The organism is Siphonobacter sp. SORGH_AS_0500, assembly GCF_031453245.1.
GTDB lineage: Bacteria > Bacteroidota > Bacteroidia > Cytophagales > Spirosomataceae > Siphonobacter.
The window spans coordinates 2126112-2145367 of sequence record NZ_JAVIYT010000001.1 but is presented as its reverse complement, the minus strand read 5'-3'; the positions used below and the strand labels follow the sequence as shown (position 1 = coordinate 2145367).

General features: G+C 42.9%; 16 protein-coding genes. 4 read left to right on the top strand and 12 right to left on the bottom strand.

The window, feature by feature from the left end; all coding sequences use genetic code 11:
- Positions 1 to 61 precede the first annotated feature (61 nt).
- Together QE357_RS09000 and QE357_RS08995 are read left to right on the top strand one after the other, a co-directional pair.
- Positions 62 to 562: a Fur family transcriptional regulator gene (locus QE357_RS09000; RefSeq protein ID WP_106638058.1), complete on the top strand. Its 501-nt coding sequence runs from the start codon at positions 62 to 64 to the stop codon at positions 560 to 562.
- A gap of 76 nt (positions 563 to 638) precedes the next feature.
- Positions 639 to 1928, top strand: a complete 1290-nt coding sequence (locus QE357_RS08995) for an adenylosuccinate synthase (protein ID WP_106638059.1) — start codon at positions 639 to 641, stop codon at positions 1926 to 1928.
- Between the two features lie 412 nt (positions 1929 to 2340).
- On the opposite strand, the gene QE357_RS08990 is transcribed toward QE357_RS08995, so the two are convergent.
- The 3 genes from QE357_RS08990 to QE357_RS08980 all read right to left on the bottom strand — a co-directional run bounded on the left by QE357_RS08990 (position 2341) and on the right by QE357_RS08980 (position 8984).
- The gene (locus tag QE357_RS08990; protein ID WP_309706824.1) at positions 2341 to 3042 is read right to left on the bottom strand and encodes a DUF4253 domain-containing protein; all 702 of its coding nucleotides are present in this window, start codon (positions 3040 to 3042) and stop codon (positions 2341 to 2343) included.
- Positions 3043 to 3658: 616 nt separating this feature from the next.
- Positions 3659 to 6442, bottom strand: coding sequence for a leucine--tRNA ligase (gene leuS / locus QE357_RS08985; protein ID WP_309706822.1), 2784 nt, complete (start codon positions 6440 to 6442; stop codon positions 3659 to 3661).
- 148 nt (positions 6443 to 6590) lie between these two features.
- Positions 6591 to 8984: an HRDC domain-containing protein gene (locus QE357_RS08980; protein ID WP_309706820.1), complete on the bottom strand. Its 2394-nt coding sequence runs from the start codon at positions 8982 to 8984 to the stop codon at positions 6591 to 6593.
- Positions 8985 to 9205: 221 nt separating this feature from the next.
- Between QE357_RS08980 and QE357_RS08975 the strand changes: the two genes are divergently transcribed.
- Positions 9206 to 10459 carry an asparagine synthetase B gene (locus tag QE357_RS08975; RefSeq protein ID WP_309706818.1) on the top strand — a complete coding sequence of 418 codons (1254 nt, stop codon included), beginning with the start codon at positions 9206 to 9208 and terminating at the stop codon, positions 10457 to 10459.
- A 78-nt stretch (positions 10460 to 10537) separates the two neighbouring features.
- Here the strand turns inward: QE357_RS08975 and QE357_RS08970 are convergent, their stop codons facing one another.
- Genes QE357_RS08970 through QE357_RS08960 form a run of 3 tightly spaced genes read right to left on the bottom strand, consistent with a single transcriptional unit; the run spans position 10538 to position 12933 of the window.
- Positions 10538 to 11365, bottom strand: coding sequence for a hypothetical protein (locus tag QE357_RS08970; protein WP_309706816.1), 828 nt, complete (start codon positions 11363 to 11365; stop codon positions 10538 to 10540).
- Positions 11316 to 11558 (bottom strand): hypothetical protein, encoded by a 243-nt coding sequence (locus QE357_RS08965; RefSeq protein ID WP_309706815.1) that lies wholly within the window; start codon positions 11556 to 11558, stop codon positions 11316 to 11318. The genes QE357_RS08970 and QE357_RS08965 overlap by 50 nt, the downstream gene beginning before the upstream one ends.
- 40 nt (positions 11559 to 11598) lie before the next feature.
- Positions 11599 to 12933 (bottom strand): MBOAT family O-acyltransferase, encoded by a 1335-nt coding sequence (locus QE357_RS08960; protein ID WP_309706813.1) that lies wholly within the window; start codon positions 12931 to 12933, stop codon positions 11599 to 11601.
- Positions 12934 to 13271: 338 nt separating this feature from the next.
- Between QE357_RS08960 and QE357_RS08955 the strand changes: the two genes are divergently transcribed.
- Positions 13272 to 14156: a DUF1684 domain-containing protein gene (locus tag QE357_RS08955; RefSeq protein WP_309706811.1), complete on the top strand. Its 885-nt coding sequence runs from the start codon at positions 13272 to 13274 to the stop codon at positions 14154 to 14156.
- 76 nt (positions 14157 to 14232) lie between these two features.
- Here the strand turns inward: QE357_RS08955 and QE357_RS08950 are convergent, their stop codons facing one another.
- The 6 genes from QE357_RS08950 to QE357_RS08925 form a co-directional block, all read right to left on the bottom strand.
- Entirely contained in the window at positions 14233 to 15015 is a 783-nt protein-coding gene (locus tag QE357_RS08950) for a DUF2490 domain-containing protein (RefSeq protein WP_307142795.1), read from the bottom strand.
- Between the two features lie 122 nt (positions 15016 to 15137).
- Positions 15138 to 16205, bottom strand: coding sequence for a hypothetical protein (locus QE357_RS08945; protein WP_309706810.1), 1068 nt, complete (start codon positions 16203 to 16205; stop codon positions 15138 to 15140).
- A 2-nt stretch (positions 16206 to 16207) separates the two neighbouring features.
- Positions 16208 to 16603 (bottom strand): hypothetical protein, encoded by a 396-nt coding sequence (locus QE357_RS08940; RefSeq protein WP_309706809.1) that lies wholly within the window; start codon positions 16601 to 16603, stop codon positions 16208 to 16210.
- Between the two features lie 182 nt (positions 16604 to 16785).
- On the bottom strand, positions 16786 to 17565 hold the full coding sequence (locus QE357_RS08935; protein ID WP_309706807.1) for a LytTR family DNA-binding domain-containing protein: 780 nt from the start codon (positions 17563 to 17565) through the stop codon (positions 16786 to 16788).
- Between the two features lie 40 nt (positions 17566 to 17605).
- Entirely contained in the window at positions 17606 to 18655 is a 1050-nt protein-coding gene (locus tag QE357_RS08930) for a histidine kinase (RefSeq protein ID WP_309706805.1), read from the bottom strand.
- A gap of 133 nt (positions 18656 to 18788) precedes the next feature.
- Positions 18789 to 19250 carry an Lrp/AsnC family transcriptional regulator gene (locus tag QE357_RS08925; RefSeq protein WP_309706803.1) on the bottom strand — a complete coding sequence of 154 codons (462 nt, stop codon included), beginning with the start codon at positions 19248 to 19250 and terminating at the stop codon, positions 18789 to 18791.
- Positions 19251 to 19256 lie beyond the last annotated feature (6 nt).

The window sequence follows — 19256 nt, the reverse complement described above, 5'->3', positions numbered from 1 at the left end:
TTGACAATTCTCTGAGATAAAGTCCCAAAATGCCCTTTCTTTGCACTTTATTCTGAAAACAATGCCTCTTAACGAATCGAGTTTTACGACGGTGAGGCAGATCTTCACCGCGTTTCTGGAAAATAAAGGTCTTCGTAAAACCCCCGAACGTTTTGCGATTCTGGAGGAGATTTATTCTCGCGACGACCATTTTGACGTAGAAGAACTTTACGTTTCCATGAAGAACAAAAAGTACCAGGTTTCCAGAGCAACCGTCTACAATACCCTTGATGTATTGGTAGAATGTAACCTCGTAACCAAACACCAATTCGGTAAAAACCAGGCTCAGTACGAAAAATCATATGGCCGTCGCCAGCACGATCACCTGATCTGCACCGACTGTCACCACGTAACTGAATTCTGCGATCCTCGGGTGCAGAACATCCAGAACATGGTGGGTGATATGATGCAATCGAACATCATGCACCACAGCCTGATTTTCTACGGGTCTTGTACCAAGCAGAATTGCGAGAATCGTAAATCAATGCTCACAGGGCAACCTTACGCCCTAACGAACGAATAATACGGGTCAGCACTACATCCGGCTTCACAAACGAAGCCGGATTTTTGTGTTTACTCTCTAAATTTCAAATTGTACAATGAAAGTTGACGTATTGCTGGGCCTTCAATGGGGCGACGAAGGCAAAGGGAAAATTGTGGATGTGTTAGCTCCACAATATCAGGTAGTAGCCCGTTTTCAGGGAGGTCCCAATGCTGGACACACACTGGAATTCGAAGGAAAGAAGCACGTGTTGCACCAGATTCCTTCGGGTGTGTTCCGTTCCGAAGTTCTGAATATCATTGGAAACGGTCTGGTACTGGATCCTATCGTATTCAAGAAAGAAATTGAAGGTCTGAGTGAAAAGTTCGGTATGGATCTGACCAAGAACCTGCTGATTTCTAAAAAAACCGCCATTATTCTTCCTTCGCACCGCCTGTTGGACGCGGCTTACGAAAAAGCGAAGGGTGACTCTAAAATTGGTTCAACTCTGCGTGGCATTGGTCCTACTTATACGGACAAAGTATCTCGTCAGGGTCTACGCGTGGGTGACGTGCTTTCGCCAAACTTTCAGGAAAAATACAACCGCCTGGTAGACACGCATAAAATGATTCTGGGCTTCTATAATTTTGAATACGATCTTGCAGAAGCCGAACAGCAATTCTTTGACTCCATCGAATTCCTGAAGCAATTTAAACTGGAAGAAACAGAATACGTCATTAATCAGGCCATCTCTGAAGGTAAGACCATTCTGGCGGAAGGGGCTCAGGGTTCTTTATTAGATATTGATTTTGGTTCGTATCCTTTTGTAACGAGCTCTACGACAACGACTGCTGGGGTTTGCACCGGCTTGGGTGTTGCTCCTAAAAATGTAGGCGAAGTATACGGAATCTTTAAAGCTTACTGTACTCGCGTAGGAAGTGGTCCATTCCCTACGGAATTGAACGACGAAGTAGGCGAACGCATCCGTCAGGAAGGCCGTGAGTTTGGAGCTACTACGGGTCGTTCCCGCCGAACGGGCTGGCTGGATTTACCTGCCCTCAAGTACGCCATGATGATCAACGGGGTTACGCAATTGATCATGATGAAAGTAGACGTGTTGAATATCTTCGACGAAATCAAGGTTTGTACGCATTACCAATTGCCTGACGGCACGGTAACTGAACAGATTCCTCATGATTTGAACGACATTGAAGTAACGCCCGTTTACAAAACCTTTAAAGGCTGGCAAACGGATCTGAGCAGTTACCACTGCTACGATGAGTTACCCGCCGAACTTTCAGCGTACATCAGCTTCCTGGAAGAGGATTTAAAATTACCCATTAGCTTTATCTCTACAGGCCCTGACCGTGAAGCCATTATTCACCGGGAATCTCAACTGAGTGCGTAAGCATCGTGAGTTTTGAGTTTAGGGTTTAAGTTAAAAAAGAGAAGCCCTTTCCTGAATGATTCAGGAAAGGGCTTCTCTTTTTGTATACACTCTTTTGAATCTACAATCCGAAAGCCCTTTGTAAGGGATTTATAATCCCTAAAGTAACGCTGAATGCCTCTTAATCAGATGCGATTTCATCGCGTCTCTACTTGAAATGCTTGATTGTATCTTTTCGGATTGACAGTCATCCGCCCTAATTGGTGTCCTCACTAAACACTATGCTTTTATATTGATGGCTGGTGAGGACACCAGCCAGGGTGGGAGAAAATTAGAATAGTGTAATCGATCTTGATAGTGGAAGTTATAATATTGATTACAATGGTAATGAAATAGTGCTTAATTGATATTCTGAATTATCAGTAAATCTAGCCTAATCAAACCATAAATACAATCGCTTCGTTTGCTCTAGTTCTTTAGCTAAAGATTCAACATTACCCGCTCCCTGATCTACAATATCGGGGCACAAACGGTATACTTTCTCAGCCACTTTCTGCCAATTGTCGGGTTCTTTTTCGATTTCAAACTCACACCAATCGTAATCCGCACCAATCAGTTTTAAATTTAAGGTTTCATTTAAATCTTTTAAGTGCGTAATTAGTTTAGGGGTATTAAGACCATAATTAGCTCCATGAGTTTGCATGTATACTAATGGAGTCCATTCATCCTCCGAATGAACAACAGCTAATTTGGTAGTAGAATCACTTTCGTCAACAAGAAAAAGTCTATAATTTTTTGATTCAATATATGGACGTAGTTTTTTGATAATTTTTATCCCAGCTTCTTTCGAGCTAATAGGATAATAAATCCCTGGTAATAGCACTGTTTTTTTGTCAGGAAAACTCTGAGGTGCTACTAAAGAATCAGAGATCAAGACAGTTTGTGAAAAATATGTTTTTAAATGCTCCCCTTTACCCTTAGTTTCTTTTTCTAGCAAATTAATCAATGAAATTTCTATTCCTGTTTGAAAAGATAACTCAGGGGTACTAATGCTATACTCAGTGCTAGAAATACTACTGTTGTTCTTACAAGAAATCAATAAAACTAAAGTTGCAAATAAGTATATTTTACTCATAAGATGATGTCAATATATTTGAATCTTAAAAGTAGAAATATGTTTTTTAAATTTATAATACGCTCTTTCGGATTTGTAATCCGAAAGCCATCTGTAAGGAATTTATAATTCCTAAAGTAACGCTGACCGTCTCTTACCCAGATGCGACTTCATTGCATCTTTACATCAATAATCGCCTGTTATTGGGGATTGTAAACTCAAAAACTCCGTCATAGTTGGTGTCTTCACCAACTACCAGGCTTTTAGCAATGGCTGGTGAGGACACCAGCCATTGCGGAAGATTAGCGTATGGGCCAGTCCAACGTTTACCCCGGATTTTATCCGGGGCTACCCATATTGAACCCCTACGGGGTTAGGGTCTCGATATCCAAACGTCTTGCCTACCTTTACAAGTTTTTCCTTCCCACACTCAAAACTCAAAACCGTAGCGACGGTCGCTCAAAACCCATACAAACAAAAAACCTCAGCATTACCGAGGTCTTTCTGCCTAACCATTAAACATTTCAACTTAAACACTAAAGCCGGAAGGCCTCTTGCTTTTGAAGAGACGATCCGGCTTGGGTATTACTCTTAGTTCTGAAATAAAAAATATTTAATTTCAGGATAGTACAGGATACTAGATCACGACGTTAACGATTCGCTTTGGTACAACGACTACCTTTTTCGGAGTCTTCCCTTCGAGCCATCTGATCACCGTTTCATTCGCTAATACCTCAGCTTCAATCTCTTTCGGATTCGCGTCAGCGGGGAACGTTAAGGTTGTTCTTACTTTACCATTAATCTGAACGGGATATTCAAAGGAATTCTCTACCAGATACGAAGCATTGAATTCAGGAAAACTTTGCGTAGTTACCGTTCCGGGTTCATTACCTAAAGCCGTCCATAACTCTTCACTAATGTGCGGAGCAAAAGGAGCCAGAATGCGTACAAAGTCAGCCAGAATAGCTTTTTTGTGGCATTTCAGCGTGGTTAACTCATTGGCAAGTACCATGAAAGCCGGAACTGACGTATTGAATGAAAGTACTTCAATGTCCTCTCCTACTTTCTTAATGGCCTTGTGTAAAACCTTGAGTTCTTCCGCCGTGGGCTGGTCTTCCGTAACCAGATATTTACCCGTCTGATCTTCGTAGAATAAACGCCAAAGTTTACGCAGGAAATTGAACGTTCCACTGATTCCGTTTGTATTCCAGGGTTTGGAATCCGTCAGCGGGCCCAGGAACATTTCGTACAGACGTAAGGTATCAGCACCGTATTTCTCAACAATGTCATCCGGGTTTACTACGTTGAACTTCGACTTTGACATCTTTTCAACTTCCCAGCCACACACGTATTTGCCATCTTCCAGGATAAACACGGCATCGGCGGGAACATCCGTACGTGAAGACTTGAACTTCTCAATGTCCAGCACATCCTGATCTACGATATTTACGTCTACGTGCAATGGCGTTACTTCGTACTGATTTTTCAGGCCCGCACTCACAAACGTTACCGGATTTGATTCTTTCACCCGATACACAAAATTCGAGCGACCCTGAATCATGCCCTGATTCACTAGTTTCTTCGCAAATTCTTCTTGCTCGGCTACGCCAATATCTTTCAGGAATTTGTTCCAGAAACGAGAGTATAGCAAGTGGCCCGTGGCGTGTTCCGAACCTCCCACGTATAAATCAACCCCTTTCCAGTATTGAATCGCTTCTTTCGACGCCAGTTCGTTCTCGTTTTTCGGATCCATATACCGGAACCAATACCAGGACGAACCCGCCCAACCGGGCATGGTGCTTAATTCATATTCGTATTCACCCTTATACTTCCAGTCAGTAGCACGGCCCAGTGGCGGCTCCCCCGTTTCGGTAGGCAGGTATTTATCAACCGCGGGTAACTCCAGCGGCAGGTCATTTTCGTCCAACAGATAAGGCAATCCATCCTTGAAGTAAACCGGAACCGGTTCCCCCCAATACCGCTGCCGACTAAACACGGCGTCACGCATTCGGTAATTGGTTTTGCCTTTACCTAATCCTCGTTCTTCCAGCCACGCGGTTAAGGTTGCCGTAGCTTCCTTATATCCCATGCCGTTAATGATACCGGAATTAATATAGGTCCCCTCTTTGGTAGGATCAGCCTGCTCACCGATCCCTTTCTGAGCATCCAGAATCGGTATAATCGGTAAGCCAAAATGGGTCGCGAAATTCCAGTCCCGCTGATCGCCGGAAGGAACGCCCATGACGGCTCCCGTTCCATAGCCTGCCAATACGTAATCGGCCAGATAAATAGGGACTTTCTCTTCGTTAAATGGATTAACAACGTAGCTACCCGTAAATACCCCAGAAACCTTCTTCACTTCCATCATCCGATCCAGTTCGGAACGGCGTTTGGTCGCGTTTACATATTCTTCGACGGCTTCTTTTTGCTCAGCGGTAGTCAGCTCAGGCACTAATTCATGCTCGGGAGCGATTACCATGAAGCTTACGCCATAAATCGTATCTACGCGAGTGGTGAATACTTCGATGGTCTGATCTTTACCTTCCACCTGAAACTTCACACTGGCTCCGTACGAACGTCCAATCCAGTTCCTCTGCTGTTCTTTGATAGACTCCGACCAATCGATGGTTTCCAATCCATCAATCAGGCGGTTGGCATACGCTGTAATTCGCATCATCCACTGACGCATCAGCTTCTTCTCGACGGGATAACCACCTCGTTCCGAAACACCGTCTTTTACTTCATCATTGGCCAGAACGGTTCCTAAGGCTGGGCACCAGTTTACCACGGCATCCGCCAAATACGTCAGGCGATATTTCAGAGTGATTTCGTACTGCTCCGTTTCGCTTTTGGCATTCCATTCTTCCGCAGTAAACGTTGGTACGTCTTCGTCGCAAACGGCATTCACCGCTTTCGAACCTCCTTCGGCAAACGCCTTTGTCAGCGAAGAAATAGGTAAAGCTTTGTCCGCGTCTTTATCGTAATAGTGATTGAACAACTGCATGAAAATCCACTGCGTCCATTTGTAATAATCCGCATTGGACGTGCGAACTTCCCGGCTCCAGTCAAAGCTGAAACCTACGTTTTTCAATTGCTCAATGTATCGGTTAATATTCTGTTCAGTCGTAATGGCAGGATGTTGCCCCGTCTGAATGGCGTACTGCTCGGCGGGAAGGCCAAAGCTGTCAAAACCCATCGGATGCAGCACGTTATATCCCTTCATCCGCTTGTAACGGCTGAAAATATCACTGGCGATGTATCCCAGCGGGTGACCTACGTGTAAGCCAGCCCCAGAAGGATACGGGAACATATCCAGAACGTAATACTTGGGTTTGTCGGTTTGATCTTCAACGCGGTAAATCTGGTTTTTCTCCCAGAATTCCTGCCATTTTTTCTCGATATCGCGAAAAGCGTACTCCATTTGTTCAGTTATCAGTTGACGGTTACCTCTTCGGAAAGAGATAACGGTTTTCGAGCCGCAAAAGTAGGCAATTTTAAGGGGAGAACCGTGTCCCTCTGATGAATCTTAAGCGGACGTGAAAGTATTCCTGAAAAGAGAAACTTGACTTTTAGGCAGCAGTATGCTCCAGATGGGTTAATACGCCCTTAATTTCCGCCATCGTTACCGTACCGCCCAATGCCTTTTGAATCTTCTTTAATGATCGCTGATTCGTTTCGGTTACATACTCCAAAATGAGGGTAATGTTCCGGCGGCTAAATACATCATAGATATCCAGTTTGCCCGTGCCAATGTATTCGATCAGATAGTCTTCAACGGTTTCTACCTCAAGACTCAGGGCAGTGGCTATCGCTTCGGTATTGATTCCATCCCGATAATAACGCAAAACTTCTGCTTTCGGATTTACCTTTTCGGCTGTAGCCGTTTCTTTAACGATCTCATTTTTAACACAATATTCTTGAATAATCGTAATAATTTCCTCCCCAAACTCTTTCACCTTAGCCTTTCCAATGCCCTTTATTTTACCTAACTCTTCCAAAGTTACCGGCAACTGTTCAGTAATATCAGTCAACGATTTATGAGCCAGGATTTGAAACTCCATCACGTCTTTTTCATACGCTTTATTATCCCGCCATTCTTTAAGCTGATAGTATAAGGCTTGATGGGTATAGCCTTTCACCGCCTCCTTCCCTTTCGGTAATTGAATCATTCCTTTGAATTCAATGTCAGCATTAGCCTTAATCTTCAATAATTCGTTCATCTGAAGGTTACCCATGCCGGATTCCAACATCTTTTTCTTGATAAATAAAAGGCGTTGTAATTTTTCCAGGGCTTCATGAAAGGTCTTCTTAATGGACTGATTATCCGTTTTCACCTCCAGCTTTTGGCTTTCCAGAAATAACCCCGTCTCCAATTTGTCGAAGAAATAAGTAGACGCTTTCTGAACCCGTTCAATAACCGCAGGTTCTTCTTCCGGCAGGTTCGTTTTTTTAGAGAACAAAGTGATTAACTGACGAATGAATTTTTCGGATACCTCCTGTATTTCAATCATCGTCTGACCCATCTGCTGAACTACAGCGGCATCAAACCAGATTTCAGTGGTTACAGCCTTCAAAGACTGATACGCGTAGATTAATTCGTTGAATGTGAATAGCTCTTTTATTACCTTTTCCTGAAAACTAATCTTCTCCGTTAACAACTGCTGAGCCGTTGGTTTATCTTTTTCCGCCTGCCGACTGTAAGCCGAAACTACCCCATCCGTCCGTACGCTTCGACTGCTAATGGGGCTACTTAAGACCATGCCTTCCAAACTTTTGCAGCGACTCAAAGCGACGTACACTTGACCATGAGCAAAGGATAAATTTGCATCAATAATGGCTTTTTCGAAAGTTAAACCCTGACTTTTATGAATAGTAATGGCCCAGGCCAGCTTGAGAGGGTATTGGGTAAACGTACCAATGATCTGTTCTTCGATCTCCTTGGTTTTTTCGTTCAAAACGTATTTTACGTTCGTCCACTCGACAGGTTCTACGGCAATTTCGGCGTAATCGTCCTTGCCTTTGACGTAAATAATGTTGTCAACGATGCGGGTTACTTTACCGATTTTTCCGTTGAAGTATAACTTATCCCGGGATGAATCATTCTTCACAAACATGACCTGAGCATTGATCTTCAAGCCTAGCTTCAACTCCGTAGGATACGCATTTGGAAATTCATCTTTTATCTCCGCATCAAAGGTTCTTAATGAACCCTGCAATTCATCCAGTTTCGTTCTATTAATCTTCTGAGCGGAAGCATTATGAGTCGATAAGGTGATGTAACCTTCCTCGTCGGCAGGTTTAAAATCCGGGATATACCGCTGATTTAAAAGATCTAAACTTTCACGATTCAGTCGATTTTCCCGAACCTGATTCAATAACTCTACAAAAACGGGCTCCGACTGACGATAGATATGCGTTAACTCAATCCGAACGGGATGGGTCTTCTGTAAAGCTTTGCTACCAAAGAAATAAATTGTCTGATAATGGGGTCGCAATAACTCCCATTCCTCGTCACTGATTACCGGAGATAACTGATGTAAATCCCCAATCATTACCAATTGGGTTCCGCCGAACGGAAGGCTCCGGTTTTTATACTTCCGCAGCACTTCATCGATCCCATCCAGTACATCCGCCCGCACCATGCTGATTTCGTCAATCACCAGCACATCCAGACTTTTAATCAGATTAATCCGCTCTTTGGTAAATCCCGTTTGCCGCTGATTTTTCCCATCGGGAATGTAAGGCGTAAAAGGTAACTGGAAGAAAGAGTGAATGGTCACACCACCCGCATTTATCGCAGCAACCCCTGTCGGAGCAACCACTACCATTCGCTTTAGTAAATTCTTTTTAAGGTTATGCAGAAATGTAGTTTTCCCGGTACCGGCTTTGCCCGTCAGAAAAACGTTTTTATTCGTAAAGTGTATAAACTCGGTGGCTAACTCCAGGGGGTTGAGTTGTTCCATGTAATAGCAATCAGACTGATTTTTAAGTATAAAATACTAAATTGGTTCTTTCCAGGAGAATGTTCCAAACCGTTTATGAAGTCTTTGCGTTCGTTTGTTTTTTTCTTTTCATTCAAACGTACCTAAACTTCTATATTCCTTTATAATTCTGTAACTTACAGATACTCTCCCTCTTACCTGTCCATTTTCAGATCTATATCCATTTCGAAACTGCTACGCTTATGGGTAAAATGTGGACTTTCTTTTCGTTACTGGTATTGCTAAGCCCTTCGCTTCTGGCCAATTCTATCCTGATTCCAATGGATGTTCAGCAAACCAATCACCTCAAAGCGTACGGTCTGGCGTATCGGGAGTTGAAAGCCGACCGCGAAGTTGACTGGCTGGTGAATTATCGGGGCGGTAGTTTTCTGATGAAATACACCTCAGAACTGGAACTGGAATGCAAACTACGCAGTGTTTCCTATGAAGTCGTTACGGAGTCAGTGGAACAGTCCATGATTCAGTCTATAACGAATCCGGACGTGAACATGGACGTGGTCAAGTTATACAAAGCTGCAAAAATAGTGGTTTACAGCCCAATTAAGGTCAGTAAGGCCAGTTTTGAAGATACCGATGCGGTACTTCTGGTGCTGAATTACGCTGAAATCCCCTATGAAGTGGTGTACGACGAAGAAATTCTAAAGGGCGATTTACACCTCTACGATTGGCTTCATCTGCACCACGAGGACTTTACGGGCCAATTTGGTCGTAATCGCCGTCGCATGAGTGCGGCTGATCTGGAAGCCCAGAAAGCCATTGCAGAGAAGTATCACTTCAAAAAAGTATCGCAATTGAAACTCGAAGTGGCCCGTACGATTAAAGAATTCTGTGCGGGTGGAGGTTACCTTTTTGCGATGTGCTCTGGAACCGAATCGCTGGATGTGGCCCTGGCCGCTGAAGGTCTGGATATTGTCCCCAGCGTTTTCGACGGTGATGGCGTGGACCCTAAAGCTCAGCAAAAACTGGATTTCAGCAAAACCATTGCCTTTCAGGATTTTGAACTGGAGGTTTCAGATGAAGATTTTCCCGGCATGTCTTTCTCCAGCATTAATGCCTCATCGGGATACGGCTGGGGTGATGAGACCTATTTTTCGCTTTTCGATTTTTCGGCGAAATGGGATGTTATCCCTTCCCTACTGGTCCAGAATCATGAATCTACCATTCGGGAGTTTTTTGGTCAAACCAGTGCTTTTAACAAAAAAACGCTCAAGCCGGGAGTGCTGGTTTTGGGACAGAGCCAGTCAACCTATCGTTACGTCTACGGAGAGCTAGGCAAAGGCCAGTTTACTTTTTACAGCGGGCACGACCCGGAAGGGCAACGCGGTTTCCATCGCATGCCTACCGATTTAAACCTTCATCCCAATTCGCCCGGTTACCGATTGATTTTGAATAATGTGCTTTTCCCTTCCGCCCGAAAAAAGCAACGGAAAACATAAACCAATGAGCCCGGCGAAATACTAGATTTCGCCGGGCTCATTGGTTACTACGTTCAGCATTTGATGTATACTAAAAGATTAGTGTATTTCCGTAGTCTCTTTTTGATTATTTCGAAAAGCAAAGCTGGTTTTTTCGGTTAAACCACATTCCAACATTCGATTAGCCAGCAAATTACTAAACAGCTCCGTACCTGCCTGATTCAGGTGATTGGCATTGAAGAAATAGGCTCTGCTTTGGGCAATGGGATGATCATCAAATTTCCAATAAGGCACGTTTGCTTCCTGGCATAATGCGTCCAGTTTAGAAAGCAGTTGAGAGCGGTTGGTGTGTAAATCCGTATACTCTTTTAACAAAGGAGCTTCATAAACAATGAGTTCAATCCCTTCGGACTTAGCCAGATTAATAAACTCCCGATAAGCTTGTAGTTGTTTTCCTGATACCTTTAGAGCATAACCTTTAGGATTATGACTTTTTATTTCATCAAAGGTATGGTCAAATTTAGTATAGGGTGTGCGGATGTATCCGTTCTGGGCCTGCCATTCTCTTCCCCCACCACTCAGCCAAAGACCCAAGCCAACCATAGCTTCAGGCACTAGAATTGAATTGTAGTGAGCGTATTTCAGCAAAGGGATATATCTGGTATCTACAATTTTCTGATTCTTGTCTTTCAGAAGCGATTGTCCAATCACTTCATCCAGAAACGGCACAAATGAGAAATCATAATAGCCCCGCTTGGGAGTAGCCAGATACTCGGGTGTCGCTTCCAGAAAAACGTACTTGGGTTTCGGACTGTAATGTAACCACAATTTCAGCATGGCTAGCTGATGCTCAATATTATTACCGTTAAGTCCAAAGTCATAACAGCTTAAATTGGTTTTCTTTTCGACAATGCTGGGATCCATCATGTAATCCACCCCGTGAAGGGCCAATTACCAATACATCAAAGGGATTATTACCCGATGCAGCCATAGCCGGCTTGAAGTCGTAATTATGCCGGATACCAAAATCAAGAACTTTTTCAATCGCCCATCCTAATCCATACAAGGACACTAAAATGAAGCTGGCTTTAAGTAAGGTTTTTCTGGTGGAGGTCTTCATAATACATTTAGTTAGGTGAGTATATGAATACTAGGCAATCTTAAAACTGAAAATAAATAAACTGCTTGGCAGTATCAAACAAGGCAAAAAGAAGAAAGAAAATAACCATTAAGGAATACAGTACCGGACGCATCATCCGTAAACCAGCTGTTGGCAGATAGTTCTTCCGGTATTCGATCAATAGATCTCCGATGCCTAAAACCAGTAGTACCAGTAAACTGACTATGATTCGTAAAGGAGGCTTGAAATCGCCTGTTCGCAGTATCCAATACCTAAATCCTTCCCATTCGATAGCCCAGCCTTGCCAGGTAAAAATGGTATCAATGATAGAAAAGGCGTTGGCAACTGAGCTGGCCCGAAAGAAAATCCAGGCAAAAGATACCAGACTAAACGTGGTGAGCATACCCAGCAAATTTACCCACCAGCGATTTGGTAATTGAATGAGTTTAAAATCCCGGCTAATCATGGTGCCCAGATTAAAAACCGAATGAAGAGCTCCCCAAATGAGGTAAGTCCAGTTGGCTCCGTGCCATAACCCACTTATAATAAATACGACAGTAACGTTAAAATATTTCCTGAGCAGTCCTTTTCGGTTACCCCCCATTGGAATATACAAGTAGTCTCTGAACCAGGTAGAAAGGGAAATATGCCAGCGTGACCAGAACATTTGGATGTTTGTAGCGATGTACGGACGCCTGAAGTTTTCCATCAGTTTGAAGCCCATTACTTTCGCTGTTCCAATGGCTACGTCCGAATATCCCGAGAAGTCGCAATAGATCTGAATGGAGAAAAAAGCGGTTGCTGCCATGGTGGCTAGAGCCCCGTATTGACTTGATCCGGGGTTGTCAAAAATCGGATCTACGTACATGCTAAGCCGATCGGCTACCACCATTTTTTTGAATAAACCCCAGTAAATCCATCGTAATCCGTCTACAACGTCTGGGTAATTAAATCTATGTTTTTCGTGAAACTGGTGTAGTATATTCTGTGGCCGCTCAATGGGGCCAGCTACGAGCTGCGGAAAGAACATCACATACAAGGCATAAATCCCAAAATGCCGCTCTGCTTTCTGATTGCCCCGATACACTTCAATGGTGTAGCTCATGGCCTGAAAGGTATGAAACGATAAGCCTACGGGTAATAGAATTTGCAATAATGGGACATGCCGATGATTAGGTCCAATTAGGAAATTAATGTTATCAACGAAGAAATTGTAATATTTAAAAACGGCCAGAACACCGAGATTGGCGATTAAACTAAGAATAAGAAAAAGTCTTCGTTTTTGCCCGGAACTTTGCTCAATCCAGAGACCTGCGAAATAGTCAACAACAATGGTAGCACCTAAGATGACAATGTAGATGGGAATGAATGCCATGTAGAAATAACAACTGGCTATCAGCAACATTAGCCACCGAAATCGATGGGGTAAGGTGTAATATAAAAATACGACTATAGGAAAGAAAATGAGAAATTCAATCGAATTAAAAATCATACCGCAAGGGTCTTCTTCAGGATACTAGGTTAGGCAATCATCACAAAAATATCTAAGTATTTAGAGATATTCCATTGATAAGTATTTTTTTATACTCCGTAAAGCGTAAACTACTAACAGAAAAGCAATTACAAAATTTTAAACTTCTTAACACACATAATCTATATAATTAATAGATATTAAAGTATCTTCGTCTCTCAAATCAAAATAGGTAGTCGCCCATGACTTATCGATCTATCATCGTTCTTTTCACTGTTCTGTCGCTGGCTTCATTTACGCCCGCTTCGGAAGACCCAGCTTATAAAGCTAAACTTGAAGCCTGGCATCAGAAACGGATTAACTCTTTGAAAGAGGAAAACGGCTGGCTGAATCTGGCCGGACTTTTCTGGCTCAAAGAGGGCGATAATACCGTGGGAAGTGTTTCGGATAATAAAATAGTTTTTCCTGCTGGAGATCAACACATTGGGAACTTCCAGTTGAAAAATGGAGAAGTCACGTTCACGCCTGATGCTCAGGCGGAGGTGCTAATGAATGGTGAAAAAATTACCGCAACTCAAACGATTTTTTCTGACCATTCCAGAAATGTGCCTACCCTTCAGCATCAATCGCTGCGTTGGGTGATTATCAAACGCGGCGATAAATACGGCGTTCGTCTGCGTGATCTGGAAAGCGAACAACTGAAAAATTTTCATGGCATAGAGCATTACCCCATCAATGAAACGTATCGGGTGAAAGCTCATCTTGAAAAACCGGCTACGCCAACCACCGTTTCTATCGTAAACATGATTGGTCAGACTTCAGAGCAACCACTAGCGGGCACGCTGGTATTCAAACTCAACGGAAAAACGTACCGTTTGGATGCTACGGGCAAAGGTGAGCTTTTCATTGTATTTGGTGACGCTACCAATAAAACCGAAACCTATGGATCAGGCCGCTTCATTTACGTGGAAGAGCCTGATGCGGATGGCAATACCATTCTGGATTTTAATCAGGCTATCAATCCTCCCTGTGCGTTTACGCCATACGCTACCTGCCCTTTGCCACTCAAACAAAATAAACTGGCGGTGCGAATTCCCGCCGGAGAAAAGCGTTTCGGCGATCACTAATTGCTGATTCCTAAGCATAAAAAATCCCGGTTCGTAAGTGCTATGAACCGGGATTTTTTATGCTAGGCGACTAGGATTAATCGACTTGCGAAGGAAGTTTTTCTGACGCCACACTATTGAGACGATAGTTTAGCGAAATGAAAACATTATTCTTTCCAGAATGGGCGATGGGCTTAAAGATGCCCTGATCGAACGTAGCAGGGCTATAATTGGTCTGATTCACCCAGCCTAACTGAACCGTTACGTGCTTGTTCATCTGGTAACCTAGGCCCGCAAACAGACGATTTCGTTCAAAAGTCGGCCCAATGGGATTAAGGAATATCTCATCGAAGATGGAAATGAAATACGTTTTTTCTTTCAGACTTGAGTTATTAAGCGGAATAAACATATTGAGCCGATAACGTATCCGATTCCGATACGGATGTGTTCCGTCCCGAAAACTAAACCAGCGTTGTTCGACGCGATACCGATGTTCAAAACGAAGTCGGGATAGATACTGATTAATCGTGAATTGCTCCCACAAACGGCCTTCAATGTTGAGTGGCCCATCGGATAACTCCTTATAATCATACGTAGCATAACGTCCTCCAGCAATGGCGGCGGTGAAGTTTTTATTGATGTCGTAGGTAACTCCTCCTTTTAATTCGTTGTAGAAAACCTGCTGAAAAAGGGCGTTACTTCGAAACTGAACTTCCGCGAAACCGCCCCATTTTTTCTCACCGCCAGGAAGAACGACGGTTCCGATAAACCAGGAACCCCAGGGAGCCGGAGAGGTGAGTGAAGTTTGGGCGTGCGAAGCGAGTTGCACACTAATGAATAGACTGACGGTCAGTCCAATACGTACCAGTATCTTGTTCACTTATTGGGAATGTTGAAAACGCTGCAAAAGTACAGCACGTTATCAAATTGTTTTCTCATCCCTATTAATCTTAACAATTACATAATATTTAAATAAAGCTTTATGTCATTGTCTTTCGTGTCTTACTCGCAATAGTTTACTCGTGGATTAGTCGTACGGCTACAGGGGAATTGGTATTTACTTTGCGGGTACTTAGCTACGGGGGAATCCGTTACTTCCAGCGGAGCCATTGTTTGTCCATGATAACTAGGCATGGTTATCTGAGCAAGGGAACCATTGCCTAAAGCAATCTTTTTACCCGCTGGGCTATGGTTGAAACTATAATCCATCATAGCGTCCAGCAAACGATAAACTCCGTAGTAATCCAAGGCATCAAAGGCTTTACGTGAACTAGGCATGACATGATCAGTAGTATACGTGTAGCCTGCTATAGTTGACGATCTGAAATAAATAAAATCCTTTTCACTTTCCTCAATACGGATATTCTTATAGATGTCAATGGCCATGCGATGATCGTTGATTATATCCTCATCGTACACCTGAGTAATCATTTGAGTATTAGCGGGAAAATTCAGTAATTGCTGTTGAGTAGTACGTTCACTATCCCAATTGAAACTATACCAGGGAGCCATAATAAATAAAAAACGGCCCTTTGTTCCCCAGTTTTTTTCCGTAAAAGCTTTATAGGCCAGGTCAATGCTGGCTCCGCCCCCAAAAGAATGCCCCATAAAACCCACTTTTTGCGTATCAATGATAGCTGGATAATCGGTCGCTGCCTTAACAAATCCCTCCCAAAGTGTCTGATAACGGTGCTCTATACCCGTGTCTACGGTACGGTAGGGTACAAAAACCACTACGTACCCTTTTTTAGCAATGAATTTGAATAATTCTATATTGTATTTTTTATCCTCTCCCCCAAAAGGATGAGAAAAAAATATAGTGGCCCTAGGTGAGGTAATGCCCTGAGGATAAAAAATGGATACCTGAGTATCCGTATATTCAGGATTAGTGAAGGCTATTTCAGCAACCGTATAGGATCCCTCGGCACCGTATCCAGACGTAGGTTTTTGTATAGGCCCCCGCAAAGTGCTATCCGGCACATCAGATTGCGTATTTTTTCCTTCGCTATCCTTTGAGCAAGCTGTACTGGAAAGCCATATGGTAATCAGTGCAAAGACGACGATTCTCATTTTCAGTACGTTTTTTTCAGTTGATTTCTGCTTCTCAATTCTTCCTTTATTTCGCTCTGAATGGCTTGGTATTGTTTGAATTGTTCTTTGGAGAAAACCTTTCCCAGCTCCTTCTCTTTTTCCTTTTGTTTGGTTTTCCATTGCCTGAGTTTGGCTATTTTACTTCCCTCATTTTTTAACATGGAATCATTTTCTAGGGCATATTTCAGATTAATTACCTGTACCTGACTGATTTGCTTTTCCGAGAGGTTCAGTTCTTTTTTCATCCATTCGGTCTGCCATTGGGCTTTTTCCTCAGGGGATTTATTTTTTAGTTTTGCAAAATCCTGTGCGGACCCTATGCCTCTGCCAATGACCCAAACCACCAGAAAGGCAGCTATCTTGCTTACATTTTTCACGTTGAGATTTGTTTAGGTGAGTAATGATGCAAAGATGAATCGTTATGATCTAGTTGTTTTTAATGATTCGGCCGAACCTGCTTAAAGAAGGGGCGAATGATCTTAATAACGTAGTAGACTCTATGCGGAAAGAATGGAGAAACAGAAAAAAGCCCGATCTATAAATACCTTTGATAAGTCCGTTAATAATTCATCCAGTTTTTAAAACTCGTAGCCCGTGCCTTACTAATGAGCACGTGTTCTGGAGCGGAAGGCTCAAGTTTTACTAAAAGTCTTCCATTGAAATAATATTCGACTTCCTTTATGCTACAGCGGTTAACGATGTATTGTCGATTGGCCCTAAAAAATAGCTCTGGGTCGAGTTGTTGTTCCAGTTGTTCCAACGTCTCTTCACTAGTAAACTGCTGATTATGCATCGTTTGTAGATAGACCACTTCGTTGGAAGTATAGAACCACGCTATTTGGGCTGACCCTATGGGAATAAGCTTGTTACGGTAATTAATCAGAAAAGATTTTCGGTAAAATTTTGCTGACTGATGGAATAGGTCCGATAGAACTGGCCGCTTCAATTGCCCGGCCATAGATTCCACCGCGTGAACGAGCTTGTAAAATTTACTGAGGGCCCGGCGAAGTTCCTCTTCATCAAAAGGTTTCAGGATATAATCAATACCCTGATTTTTAAAAGCTTCAATGGTATAATTGTCATAGGCCGTTACAAAAATAACGGGTCTGTCAATCGGGATTTGCTCAAAGATCGCAAAAGACAGTCCATCTGTTAGTCGTATATCAGAGAAGATCAGATCGTATTCATCCGGGTTTTCATTGAACCAATCTATAGCCTCATCTATACTCGGTAACAGAGCCATGATATGTACCTTGGCTTCTATGGACCTTAGCAAGTGGGCTAAATTGCGTGCAGTGACTGCTTCGTCTTCTATTATCACGATTCGTAATCTGTTCATATCATCTTATCTGCTCATTTATGACTGATAGCTTTTAGTATTATTTTTCTTTGGCTAAACTCCGGGCTCCTTTTAGTAAAGGTAACCGAACGATGAACCATTCATTTGTACGCTCAATCTCGATTTCACGTTCTGTAAGTAAGCGAAAACGCTCATTTAGGTTTACCAATCCAGTACCCGTACTATAACCTGCATTGATTAAGGGCTGATGGTTATTACGGATGATCAGCCAGCCATCTTCATCGCAGAAAGTCACTACCAAAGGTTTTTTTCGGGTGGCTATGTTATGTTTGGCTACGTTTTCCAGCAAAGGTTGCAAAGAAAGATGAGGCAACCAGGCATTCTGTGCCTCCAAACTAACCTCTATCTGTAGACAGAAAGCTTCTTCGAGTCGCATATAAATCAACTGAGCATACGAATGAATGATAGTCAGTTCATCAGAAACTCGAACCAATGCTGTTTCAGTATTGGTGATCGTATTGCGGTACACTTTGGACAGGTGTAGGATATACGATTGAGCAAGTACCGGATCTTCTCTCACTATCCCTGACAAAGTGCTTAGTGAATTGAACAGGAAATGCGGGTCAAGCTGTCCTTTCAGTAAGGCTAACTGAGCTTGGTAATACGCTTCTTTCAACTGTGCATTCGCATAGTCTTTCTTTTGGCTTTCGCGTATTAGTAATAACAAGCGTACACTAATAGCTACCAATATCGTACTTAACAGAAACCGTGTTATGTAGCCTTTCAATACCAAGCTATGTAAATGAGCATTTGGAAAGAGTATGTGTTGACTTATACTGCCTAAGCCAATCAAGAAAATAACGACAAGAGCATTGAAGAAGTAATACAAGCCTAATTGTCCCCTTTTTCGGTAGCCGGCCAGAAATTCTCTGTTTCCCAAATTGAGCGTGAATAATACGATACAGAACCCATAGTTGAACAGAAATTGGAAGCTGTATTCAGCTACGTTAAACTGCCAGTACCGGGCCATGATTCCATTCTCACGCAAAGCCAGTAATCGGGCTGAATTAATCACCAGCGTAATGAATAATGCCGAATACCAGCAGAGGTTCCGTTCGTTTTTGTCCATTTGACAAATTTGTAGAAACTACAAAAGCAGAATGCATAGACCGAAGGGCGAAACTGCCTTCAGATAGGTTGAACTGACTAAAACAGAAGGTAAAGTGCTATTGTATTTATCTGTAAATGGATCAACTCATCTTTTATAGGTCATATATAGTTGAAACTTTAATTTCGGCCATGACAAAGACACTCTGCGGCCCGCCAATATGGGCTAGAGCTGCCAGTTGCTCCACCACAAAACGACGGTAATCGTCCATGTCTTTTACCACCACTTTCAGTAGATAATCATACGGCCCGGCAATATTATAACACTCCATTACTTCCGGTAAACTACCGATTTTTGCCTCAAATTCTCGGATAAACTCCTGCGTATGTTCTTTTAGTGATACCTGACAAAAAGCCACCAGTTCCCGACCAATTTTCTTGCGGTCCACCAAGGCCACGTAACTCTTTAAATACCCATCCCGTTCCAGACGTTTGACCCGTTCGTGCACGGGAGTCAGGGATAAGCCTACCTGTTGCGAAAGTTCTTTGTTCGAGACAAAAGCATCCCTCTGAAGAATTGCCAGAAGCTGTCGATCAATTTCATCCAGATTTTCCATAGAATA

Excerpts from the sequence above, each read along its gene's own strand:
- QE357_RS08995 (WP_106638059.1), top strand. The coding sequence starts at position 639 with ATGAAAGTTGACGTATTGCTGGGCCTTCAATGGGGCGACGAAGGCAAA.
- QE357_RS09000 (WP_106638058.1), top strand. The coding sequence starts at position 62 with ATGCCTCTTAACGAATCGAGTTTTACGACGGTGAGGCAGATCTTCACC.
- QE357_RS08975 (WP_309706818.1), top strand. The coding sequence starts at position 9,206 with ATGGGTAAAATGTGGACTTTCTTTTCGTTACTGGTATTGCTAAGCCCT.
- QE357_RS08935 (WP_309706807.1), bottom strand. The coding sequence starts at position 17,565 with ATGAACAGATTACGAATCGTGATAATAGAAGACGAAGCAGTCACTGCA.
- QE357_RS08945 (WP_309706810.1), bottom strand. The coding sequence starts at position 16,205 with ATGAGAATCGTCGTCTTTGCACTGATTACCATATGGCTTTCCAGTACA.
- QE357_RS08990 (WP_309706824.1), bottom strand. The coding sequence starts at position 3,042 with ATGAGTAAAATATACTTATTTGCAACTTTAGTTTTATTGATTTCTTGT.
- leuS (WP_309706822.1), bottom strand. The coding sequence starts at position 6,442 with ATGGAGTACGCTTTTCGCGATATCGAGAAAAAATGGCAGGAATTCTGG.
- QE357_RS08955 (WP_309706811.1), top strand. The coding sequence starts at position 13,272 with ATGACTTATCGATCTATCATCGTTCTTTTCACTGTTCTGTCGCTGGCT.
- QE357_RS08925 (WP_309706803.1), bottom strand. The coding sequence starts at position 19,250 with ATGGAAAATCTGGATGAAATTGATCGACAGCTTCTGGCAATTCTTCAG.
- QE357_RS08960 (WP_309706813.1), bottom strand. The coding sequence starts at position 12,933 with ATGGCATTCATTCCCATCTACATTGTCATCTTAGGTGCTACCATTGTT.
- QE357_RS08980 (WP_309706820.1), bottom strand. The coding sequence starts at position 8,984 with ATGGAACAACTCAACCCCCTGGAGTTAGCCACCGAGTTTATACACTTT.
- QE357_RS08930 (WP_309706805.1), bottom strand. The coding sequence starts at position 18,655 with ATGGACAAAAACGAACGGAACCTCTGCTGGTATTCGGCATTATTCATT.
- QE357_RS08965 (WP_309706815.1), bottom strand. The coding sequence starts at position 11,558 with ATGAAGACCTCCACCAGAAAAACCTTACTTAAAGCCAGCTTCATTTTA.
- QE357_RS08970 (WP_309706816.1), bottom strand. The coding sequence starts at position 11,365 with ATGATGGATCCCAGCATTGTCGAAAAGAAAACCAATTTAAGCTGTTAT.